The sequence below is a fragment of the Streptomyces murinus genome, from assembly GCF_002154555.1.
GTDB lineage: Bacteria > Actinomycetota > Actinomycetes > Streptomycetales > Streptomycetaceae > Streptomyces > Streptomyces murinus.
Window position 1 is genome coordinate 1 of record NZ_MUNF01000482.1, and the last position, 8708, is coordinate 8708.

The window sequence follows — 8708 nt, forward strand, 5'->3', positions numbered from 1 at the left end:
ACGTGGATGTCGTACGACGGCGGCGGCGATGCCAGCAGGATCGGCGACCGGGGCTCGTCCAGGTCGGCGACCGCCTTGGCGAGGAGGACGTTGAAGAGGGCGACCTGGTCGGCGAAGGGGGCGTCGGACTCGGCGCGGACGTTCGGGATCACCGGCAGCAGCACCATGCGGACGCACGGGTCGGCGGCGCGCGCGGCGGTGATGAAGGCGCGGACGTTCTCGGCGGTCTGCTCGGCGTTGGTGTAGAAGCCGAGGTCGATCAGGCCGAGGGAGACGAGCAGGACGTCCGGCCGGCAGTCGCGTATCGCGTCACCGATCAGCGGGGCCATGTGCAGCCAGCCCTCGCCCCAGCCCGCGAGGTGCGCGCGGGGGAAGTCGGGATCGGCGTAGGCCAGGGAGGTCGGGGCGCCGGTCTGCTGGTCGTACAGCGTCTCGCGCGGGCCGACGAGCGTGACGGCGGGGTCGTACGTACCGCGAAGGAGCTGCCACAGCCGGTGACGCCATGTGTGTTCGCCCGCGCTCCCGATCGTCATGGAGTCGCCCACGGGCATGAACCTGAGCATCCGATCATCATGGACGATCACCGCGGCGGGTGGGATGTGAGGCCCGCCACGTGGGGGTGCCCGGGTGGTGGCCGCAGGGGTGAACCCCCGGCGGGAATGGCAGGCTTGGGGGATGCGCCGACCGTTCGCCGTCCTTGCCGCCGTCCTGCTCGCCGGCGCCTGCACCCTGCCCGCCTCCGCCGCGGAGGGTACCGGAGGCGCCGTGAGCGCCGGGGACAAGGGCTTCACGATCACGGACCCCCGGATCACCGAGTCCAGTGGCCTGGCCGCGTCCCGTCTCCACCCCGGCATCTACTGGACGCACAACGACAGCGGCGACGGCCCGTACATCTACGCCGTGGACGGTGCGACCGGGAAGACGGTGGCCCGGGTGACGCTGCGGGGCATCGGCGCGCCGCGCGACGTCGAGGCGATCTCGATCGGGCCGCACAACGAGATCTATGTCGGCGACATCGGCGACAACTTCGACGGCCGCTGGCCCTATGTGTGGATCTACCGCCTCCCGGAGCCGAAGGTCCTGAAGAACCAGACGATCACGGCCACCCAGTACGTGGTGAAGTACGCGAACGGCCCCCGCAACGCGGAGTCGCTGCTGGTCCATCCCAGGACCGGCCGGGTTTACATCATCGACAAGAAGGAAGACGGCGGCCACCTCTACGAGGGCCCCGCGACCCTCTCCACCAGCGGCGCCAACATCTTCAAGCCGATCGCCCCCATCGACCTCTGGGCCACGGACGCCACCTTCTCTCCCGACGGCGACCACCTCGCCGTCCGCGGCTACCTCGGCGGCATCTACTACTCCTGGAACGACGGCCACCCCAAACGCACCGAAATGCTCGACGTCCCCCTCCAGGGCCAGGGCGAGGGCATCACCTACTCGGCCGACGGCACGAAACTCCTCTACAGCAGCGAGGGCTCCGACAGCGAGGTCATCGCCAAGGACGCCCCGGACAGCCCGAAGCCCTCCCCGACCCCCGGAAACGGCTCATCGAACAGTTCGGTGACCGACGGGTCGCACGTCACCTGGGGGGCGGTGGCGCTGGTGGTCGTGGTGGTGGGGTTGTTCGGGTTGGGGCGTTTGCGACGGCGACGGTGAGCAACAGGTCGGCCGGCGAGGGCGTACGTGTACCGCCGGTTCGTCAGTGCGGGTTCAGTGCTCGCCGCGCCCCGTTGATGACGCTGTGGGCGTCGGCGCCGTACGCCGCGGACTCCTGAAGCGTTCTCCAGATCCGCGTATGGAGGGCGATGCTGTCCGGGTCGTCCAGCCACAGTTCCGCATGCCAGTCCTCGGTGATCACCAGTCGCTCGTCCAGGATCCAGAAGCCGTTGGCCGCGGGAACCTTGAGGGACGCGCCGAGCGGGACGATGCCGAGTTCCACGGTGTCCATCCCGATCACGCCCGCCAGGCGGTCGAGTTGGCCGGCCAGGACCGACGGCGGACAGTACCGGGCGTGCAGCGCGGCTTCCCAGACGAGCGCGTGGAGCGTCCTGCCGCCCTGGTAGAGCCACTCCTGCCGTTTTATCCGCGCACGGACCGCGGCATCGGTGTCACGAACCGAGTTCTGAAGTTCCGAGTAGCGCAGAAAGATGTGCCGCGCGTACTCGGCCGTCTGCAGCATGCCGGGGACGACGGCTTCTTCCCAGGCGTGAATGACCGCCGACCTGGCGACCTCCGCGTTCCAGCCGTCCTGGACCGGTCGGTGTCCTGCGGACAGTTGGCGGCGCCATGAGCGGATGCGGGACTCGAAGCCCTTGAGACGCGCGTCGAGTTCGGCGAAGGCATGGGGCCGGCCGACGCCGTCGGCCCATGCGCGCAGGTCGTCGGTCGTCGCGGTCTGGCGGCCGTTCTCCAGCTTGTAGATCTTGGAGTGCGGCCAGCCGAGCCGCTGAGCGAGGCGGGTGCCGGTGAGCCTGCCTCCGGGCGCCGAGAGCCGCAGTTCCCGGAGACGTGCCCCGAGCGCCTCCCGCGCCTGCTGGAAGTCTGTACTCACCGGCTCCGCTCACTGGCCGTCCGCCGCCATCTGTGCCGCGAACTCGTCGTAGGGAATGGCGTGATGCAGCGCGGCATCACGCACCTGGCAGTATCGCAGCACTTCCGCGGGCTCCGTGATGACCTCGATGTCGAGCAAGGTGTCGTCCTCATCGAAGTCGAGTACGGCCACCAGCCTGCTGTCGAAGATCCAGAAATCCTCGCCGGGCAGCCGCGCCCGCATCGCCTCCGCGCGCCACAGGTTGCGCACATCCTCGCCTGTGGCCGCATTGCACTTCGCATAGTCGAGCAGGAACAACTGCCCCGTGGTCGGCGGGTCGTCCACGACGCGCACGCGGCCGACGTACTTGCCCAGCGATGTCTGGCGGCGGATGTTCGTGCACCAGGCGTTGTCCGTGTCCCAGGCGGCCGTGCCCGTCGCGATGAACGCCGCGTAGGACGGGTCCTCCCGGTCCGACGCGTAACCGTGCCGCGTCTCGAGGTGCCATGCCAAGTGCTCGAAGGTCTCGAAGAGCCGTCCGAACTCCTCCGGGTCGATCAGGCGGGGCATGCGCGTGACCTCCTTCGGGCCGTGGTTGACCAGCAGTTCGCGTGGCACCACGACCGCGGTGTCTTCGGGGCCGAGGTGCTGTAACTGGCCCAGCTCCAGGGGATCGGTGAGCGGGCTTCCCTGCACGACGATCTCACCGGTGTCGAGATCTTCGTGGAGTGCCGGGCAGGCGCCGTTCTTGCTGTCCGTTCCGGTGAAACGCAGTCGTCGTGTCATGGTCAACTCCTCGCCGTACGGGCTTGCTCGGCCTCCAGCATCCACTGGGGCCCGCGTCCTGGACCACACCGAGAAGCCCTCCGCCGGAGACCTTGTGAGACCAATCGGGCTGCTTGCGAGAACATTCGCGAACATCGCATGGCATGTGCCGACCGCCCGTCCCTAACGTCCGGTCAGGCGAACGCATCGAGAGGGGCACACCATGTGCGGCACCATGACTCCGGAACAGGTCGAACTGGTCCGGTTCTTCAGGATCAGCGCCCGGCGGTTCGAGTCCGGGCACTCCGCGCCGGAGATGTTCTCCACTGCCGTCGACTGCGAATGGCACCGGCTCATGGAGACATCTGGCTATGCCGGATTCTGCGTCGAGCACGTCGGCCGGACCATCGGCCATCGTCCGCTGAAGGGCGGCGGGGAGATCTCCTGGACGCCCATGTACGAGGAGATGTTCGGACCGCTGCCCGCGCTCTGGTTCACCGACGGGGACGGGCGGGTCGACCGGGAGGCTCTGACGCGCTATCGGGAAACCGGCATCGTGGTCGCCGAATGGGACTGCTCTCCGGTCCCGGGTGACGGCGAAGAGATCACACCCGAACCGGTGAGGGCCACGGCGTGGTGACGCTCGCGCACAGCGGGGGAGCGCTCCGGACCGGTACCGGGGCACTCCGTCTCGTAGAGAGCAGGACCACCGACCCCGAGACGGTGAATGTCACCGAATATGTGGCCGCCGTTGCCGCCCACTGCCCCTGGCTCGCGCCCTCGGTGGAGCGCGGGTCGACCGGCTGGACGGTGTACGAGGCGGTGGGTGGGGCCGAGTGCGTCGAGGCCGGGGTGTTCCATGCCTGCGTGCAGGCCGCCGAGTGGGTACGGCCCCTGGCGAACCGGCCGCATGGCGCGCTCGTGTGCGAGAACGTCGTCGTCCTCGGCGTCGGCCAGGAAGCGCTGGACTGGCCCCACTGGGTTCTGAAGCACCTCTACGGTCCGGTGGGCCTGATGTTCGGCAAGTTCTCGGCGGGCGAGGAACGGACGGACCGGTACGGCCGCCGCATCCCGGCGCCGCCCGTGTCGTTCCTTCCGGTGCGCGTGGCCGTACGGTCACGCGACGCGCGCTTCCTGCGGCGGACGCCGGACCTCTGCGCCGCCATGGCGGTAGCGGTGGACGACGGCCGGGATGTCTTCGAGGGTGTTCCGCGCGCGTGGAAGGAGATCAAACAGTGGGCGCACCACCTCCTGGCGGGGCAATGAAGACGCTGGAAGAGCGCTTCGGCCCCCTCACCTACGACCTGCTCAGTGACCGGCGGGGCTCCCGGGTATGGAAGATCACGACCGGTTCGGGGGCCATGGCGCTGAAGGCCAACGTCTTGGACTCAGAGAATGCCTGCAACAAGGCTGTGGAGTTGGCGCAGGAGAACCGCTGTCTCCTCGGGCTGGGTGAGGCCGGCGCCATCGACCGGGGGTACCGGATCGACTCCGGCCGCTCGGCCGACGGCCACTGGCTCGCCGTGCGCTGGATCGACGGTGTCCCCCTGTGGCGGGCCTGCTCCGTCGCTCGCGGCCCCGAGGGGGATCGCCCTTCCGTACGACCCTGGCTGCTGGGCATCGCCCGCACCTGGGCCCGGCGCCTCGCCCGGCTGCACGCCGTCGGCTGGGCCCACGGGGATGTGCAGCCCACCAACACCCTTGTCACCAGGACCGGAACCACCGAGATCATCGACTACGCCCTGGCCTGCGGTCCCGACCCGACGGACCGCCTCCCGTACCGGGGCGCGCTCACCCACACCACTGCTCCCGAGATCGCCGGTGCCGTCCTCTCCACCGACGACGGCACCCATATCCAGGCCGCACCGTCGGCGGATATCTGGAGCCTGGGCGCGTCCCTGTTCTGGTGCTGGACGGGGCACCGGCCGGTTGTTTACGAGGATTGCGCGGACCGACGCGAGAAACTCCGCGCCATCACGGAGGGAAATCTGCTCGGTATCAAAGCCGCGCGTCCCTGGCACTTCCCCGAGTTCGAACAACTGATCACGTCCTGTATGGCCGCAGACCCCGATGCCCGCCCTGCGGCCGCCGATGTGGTCGAAGAATGCTGACCTTGCGTGAGGTCACCCTGGACGACGCTCCGGCCGTGCAGCGCATCTACTGCGGTGCCTCGGTTCGCTTCACGCACCGCAATGGCTACCGCATGACGCCAGAGGACGCCCATCGTCGCGTCACCGAGGTTCTGCACAAGGCCAGGGAAAAGCCCCGCACGGTCTGGGACTTCGCGATCGCGATCGATGGAGACATGTGCGGCCTGATAACCCTGCGCGCGAGCGGACCGGAGCTCGGGAGTCTCGGTTACATCCTCCGCCACGACGTCTGGGGCAGGGGATACGCGACCGAGGCCGTACGAGAAATCGTCACCTTCGCTTTCGCGCACACCGATCTGAGGCGAGTGACGGCCAAGCATCACCCCGATAATCTCGCTTCCGGCCGTGTCCTGGAGAAGGGCGGCTTCACGCGTGTCGCCACGTTGAGGCTTCGCGCGGATGACGGAACGGTGGTGCCCTACCCGGCGTACAAAATCAGTTGTCACTGCGCAGACCACCCACTGGGGCCAACGAGTACGCGCGAATGATCTTTATTGCGGCCGGGGCGGCCCCGAGTGAGGTATCCCGGGAACATGACCTCCGGAGCCCCACGGGAGCGTGCACGATGACGAACGCCATACTTGTCAAGATCACGCGCTACGTCTGCCTGCTGGGTGGCGGTGTGCTCACCGGGGGTGCGCTGACCACGTTCGTGCTGGAACTGGCCCTGCGGCGGCTGGGCGCGGTGGCTTATATCCAGGTGCGGCAGGCGGAGCACGACTACTTCCCGTGGTTCATCGGTGTCGTCTTCGTGCCCACGTTCATCGCCGTGGTGGTGCTGGTGTTCCTCGCGCGCAAGGCGGGAAGCCCGGCGCTGTGGCCCGCCGCCGCGGCGCTCGTACTGGCCCTGGTGCCCACGTTCGTGGTCAACGCGCCCATCAACCTGGACCAGTTCGACTGGAACGCGCAGGCACCCCCGGCCGACTGGGCGGGGGTCCGGGACCGCTGGCAGATCGCCCACGCCGTCCGGACCGCCTTCTGTGTGATCGCGCTCGGCTGCCTCGGTGTCGCGATCATCGACCGGCCGTTCGAACGTACGGCCGTCACCTGAGCCCGGCCCCGCGGGAGGCTCACCGGAGCGTACGACGACGAAGGGCGCCCGGCACGATCGCCGGGCGCCCCTCACCGTCGTACCCGAGGTTTCAGAGCTTCTCGATGACGTAGTCGATGCACTTGGTCAGCGCCTCGACATCGGCCGGGTCGATCGCCGGGAACATGGCGACACGCAGCTGGTTGCGGCCGAGCTTGCGGTAGGGCTCGGTGTCGACGATGCCGTTGGCGCGCAGGACCTTGGCGATGGCGGCGGCGTCGATGTCGTCGGAGAAGTCGATGGTGCCGATGACCGCGGAGCGCTTCGCCGGGTCGGTGACGAAGGGGCTGGCGAACTTGACGTCCTCGGCCCAGTTGTACAGTGTGCGCGCCGAGGTGGCGGTGCGGCGGACCGCGAAGTCCAGGCCGCCCTGGCCGTTGAGCCACTCCAGCTGCTGGTTGAGCAGGAAGAGCGTGGCGAGCGCGGGGGTGTTGTACGTCTGGTTCTTGCGGGAGTTGTCGATCGCCGTGGGCAGCGAGAAGAACTCCGGGATGTGCCGGCCGGACGCGTGGATCCGCTCCGCGCGCTCGATCGCGGCGGGAGAGAAGACACCGATCCACAGGCCGCCGTCGGAGGCGAAGGACTTCTGCGGGGCGAAGTAGTAGACGTCGGTCTCGGCGATGTCGACCGGCAGGCCGCCCGCGCCGGAGGTCGCGTCCACCACGACGAGGGAACCCTCGTCGGCGCCGGCCACCCGCTGGATGGGCATGGCGACACCGGTGGACGTCTCGTTGTGGGTGAAGGCGTACACATCGACGCCCGCCTCGGCCCGCGCCTCCGGGTGGGTGCCCGGGTCGGTCGTGATCACCGTGGGCTCGGCCAGCCACGGCGCGAGCTTGGCGGCCTTGGCGAACTTGGAGGAGAACTCGCCGAAGTTGAGGTGCTGGGACTTGTTCTCGATCAAACCGTGGGTGGCGATGTCCCAGAAGGCGGTGGAGCCGCCGTTGCCGAGGACGACCTCGTAGCCCTCGGGGAGGGAGAACAGCTCGGAGATCCCCTCGCGGACCTTACCGACCAGGTTCTTGACGGGCGCCTGGCGGTGAGAGGTACCGAGCAGGGAGCTTCCGGTGGCGGCGAGCGCGTCGAGCGCCTCGGTCCGCACCTTGGAGGGGCCCGCGCCGAAACGTCCGTCGGCGGGCTTGATGTCAGCGGGAATCTGGATGTCGGCCACGACTCGGAGGGTATCGGGTGGGCGAAACGGGACGGAACCGTGTCCGTCGGATGAGACAAGAACGCCAGGACCCAGACTTGTCATGTCGTACGACGATCACGGGTGGGCTTGTACGACGATCGAGGCGGGGCTGTGGATAACTTTCGATGACGGTCGGTGATCGGATGCATCCTGAACGCATGACGGATTCCTCGGCTCGGCCGGTCCTCTCGGACTTCTCGGCCGTCTCGGCACTCTCGGTTCTCGAAGCGGAGCTGCGCGCCTGCCTCCGCGGCGAGGTCCGTTTCGACGCCACCGCCCGCGCGCTCATGACCATGGACGCCTCCAACTACCGGCGCGTCCCCGCGGGGGTGGTCGCCCCCCGGGACGCCGAGGATGTGGCGGCGGCCCTGGAGGTGTGCCGGACGCACGGGGTGCCGGTGGTCGCCCGTGGCGGGGGTACGTCGATCGCCGGGCAGGCCACCGGCACAGGGGTCGTACTGGACTTCACCCGCCACATGGACCACCTGGTGGAGCTGGACCCCGGCACCCGCACGGCCGTCGTACAGCCCGGCCTGGTCCTCGACGGCCTCCAGCGCGCCGCCGCCCCGCACGGCCTGCGCTTCGGCCCCGATCCGTCCACGCACAGCCGCTGCACCCTCGGCGGAATGATCGGCAACAACTCCTGCGGCTCCCACTCGGTGGCCTGGGGGACGACCGCCGACAACATCGTGGAGCTGGAGGTGCTCACCGCGCGCGGCCGGCGGCTGCGCCTCGGGCCCGGGTGGGCCGGCGCGCCCGAGGGGCTGCGGGAGCTGGCGGAGGGCGAGCCGGCCCGGCTGCGCACCGGCTTCCCGGACCTGCCCCGCCGCATCTCCGGGTACGCGCTGGACGCGCTGCTGCCGGAGAAGGGCGCCGATGTGGCCCGCTCCTTCTGCGGCTCCGAGGGCACCCTCGGCATCCTCACCGAGGCGGTCGTGCGCCTCGACGAGGCCACGCCCGCCTCGGTGAGGATGCCGA

General features: G+C 69.2%; 11 protein-coding genes. 7 read left to right on the forward strand and 4 right to left on the reverse strand.

The features are described from left to right. The coding region (locus CCN72_RS27090; protein WP_107430161.1) for a GDSL-type esterase/lipase family protein at window positions 1-563 on the reverse strand (563 nt) is incomplete at its 3' end. Window positions 564-675: 112 nt separating this feature from the next. Here CCN72_RS27090 and CCN72_RS27095 point away from each other — a divergent pair. Then, window positions 676-1659 carry a PD40 domain-containing protein gene (locus CCN72_RS27095; protein WP_086810413.1) on the forward strand — a complete coding sequence of 328 codons (984 nt, stop codon included), beginning with the start codon at window positions 676-678 and terminating at the stop codon, window positions 1657-1659. A gap of 43 nt (window positions 1660-1702) precedes the next feature. Here CCN72_RS27095 and CCN72_RS27100 read toward each other — a convergent pair whose 3' ends face one another. Both CCN72_RS27100 and CCN72_RS27105 read right to left on the reverse strand, forming a co-directional pair. After that, the gene (locus tag CCN72_RS27100; RefSeq protein WP_086810415.1) at window positions 1703-2554 is read right to left on the reverse strand and encodes a helix-turn-helix domain-containing protein; all 852 of its coding nucleotides are present in this window, start codon (window positions 2552-2554) and stop codon (window positions 1703-1705) included. A 9-nt stretch (window positions 2555-2563) separates the two neighbouring features. Continuing rightward, complete coding sequence (locus CCN72_RS27105; RefSeq protein WP_086810417.1) at window positions 2564-3319, reverse strand: DUF6879 family protein; 756 nt, start codon at window positions 3317-3319, stop codon at window positions 2564-2566. Between the two features lie 202 nt (window positions 3320-3521). Here CCN72_RS27105 and CCN72_RS27110 point away from each other — a divergent pair, with 202 nt between their 5' ends. The 5 genes from CCN72_RS27110 to CCN72_RS27130 all read left to right on the forward strand — a co-directional run bounded on the left by CCN72_RS27110 (window position 3522) and on the right by CCN72_RS27130 (window position 6499). Next, window positions 3522-3938 carry a hypothetical protein gene (locus CCN72_RS27110; RefSeq protein ID WP_244174484.1) on the forward strand — a complete coding sequence of 139 codons (417 nt, stop codon included), beginning with the start codon at window positions 3522-3524 and terminating at the stop codon, window positions 3936-3938. An 83-nt stretch (window positions 3939-4021) separates the two neighbouring features. Next, window positions 4022-4564, forward strand: coding sequence for a hypothetical protein (locus CCN72_RS27115; RefSeq protein ID WP_086810429.1), 543 nt, complete (start codon window positions 4022-4024; stop codon window positions 4562-4564). Next, the gene (locus CCN72_RS27120) at window positions 4561-5409 is read left to right on the forward strand and encodes a protein kinase domain-containing protein (RefSeq protein ID WP_086810419.1); all 849 of its coding nucleotides are present in this window, start codon (window positions 4561-4563) and stop codon (window positions 5407-5409) included. The genes CCN72_RS27115 and CCN72_RS27120 overlap by 4 nt, the downstream gene beginning before the upstream one ends. Beyond that, on the forward strand, window positions 5403-5936 hold the full coding sequence (locus tag CCN72_RS27125; RefSeq protein WP_086810421.1) for a GNAT family N-acetyltransferase: 534 nt from the start codon (window positions 5403-5405) through the stop codon (window positions 5934-5936). Before CCN72_RS27120 ends, CCN72_RS27125 begins: the two co-directional genes overlap by 7 nt. A 77-nt stretch (window positions 5937-6013) precedes the next feature. Then, window positions 6014-6499, forward strand: a complete 486-nt coding sequence (locus CCN72_RS27130) for an anthrone oxygenase family protein (protein WP_086810423.1) — start codon at window positions 6014-6016, stop codon at window positions 6497-6499. A gap of 91 nt (window positions 6500-6590) precedes the next feature. Here the strand turns inward: CCN72_RS27130 and serC are convergent, their stop codons facing one another. Then, window positions 6591-7709, reverse strand: coding sequence for a phosphoserine transaminase (gene serC, locus CCN72_RS27135; RefSeq protein WP_086810425.1), 1119 nt, complete (start codon window positions 7707-7709; stop codon window positions 6591-6593). Window positions 7710-7888: 179 nt separating this feature from the next. Between serC and CCN72_RS27140 the strand changes: the two genes are divergently transcribed. After that, window positions 7889-8708 (forward strand): FAD-binding oxidoreductase (locus CCN72_RS27140; RefSeq protein ID WP_143664213.1); only part of this gene is annotated, 820 nt, incomplete at its 3' end.

Bases quoted from the DNA above. Each gene is read 5' to 3' on its own strand.
- CCN72_RS27095 (WP_086810413.1), top strand. From the start codon at position 676: ATGCGCCGACCGTTCGCCGTCCTTGCCGCCGTCCTGCTCGCCGGCGCC.
- CCN72_RS27105 (WP_086810417.1), bottom strand. From the start codon at position 3,319: ATGACACGACGACTGCGTTTCACCGGAACGGACAGCAAGAACGGCGCC.
- CCN72_RS27110 (WP_244174484.1), top strand. From the start codon at position 3,522: ATGTGCGGCACCATGACTCCGGAACAGGTCGAACTGGTCCGGTTCTTC.
- CCN72_RS27120 (WP_086810419.1), top strand. From the start codon at position 4,561: ATGAAGACGCTGGAAGAGCGCTTCGGCCCCCTCACCTACGACCTGCTC.
- CCN72_RS27125 (WP_086810421.1), top strand. From the start codon at position 5,403: ATGCTGACCTTGCGTGAGGTCACCCTGGACGACGCTCCGGCCGTGCAG.
- CCN72_RS27130 (WP_086810423.1), top strand. From the start codon at position 6,014: ATGACGAACGCCATACTTGTCAAGATCACGCGCTACGTCTGCCTGCTG.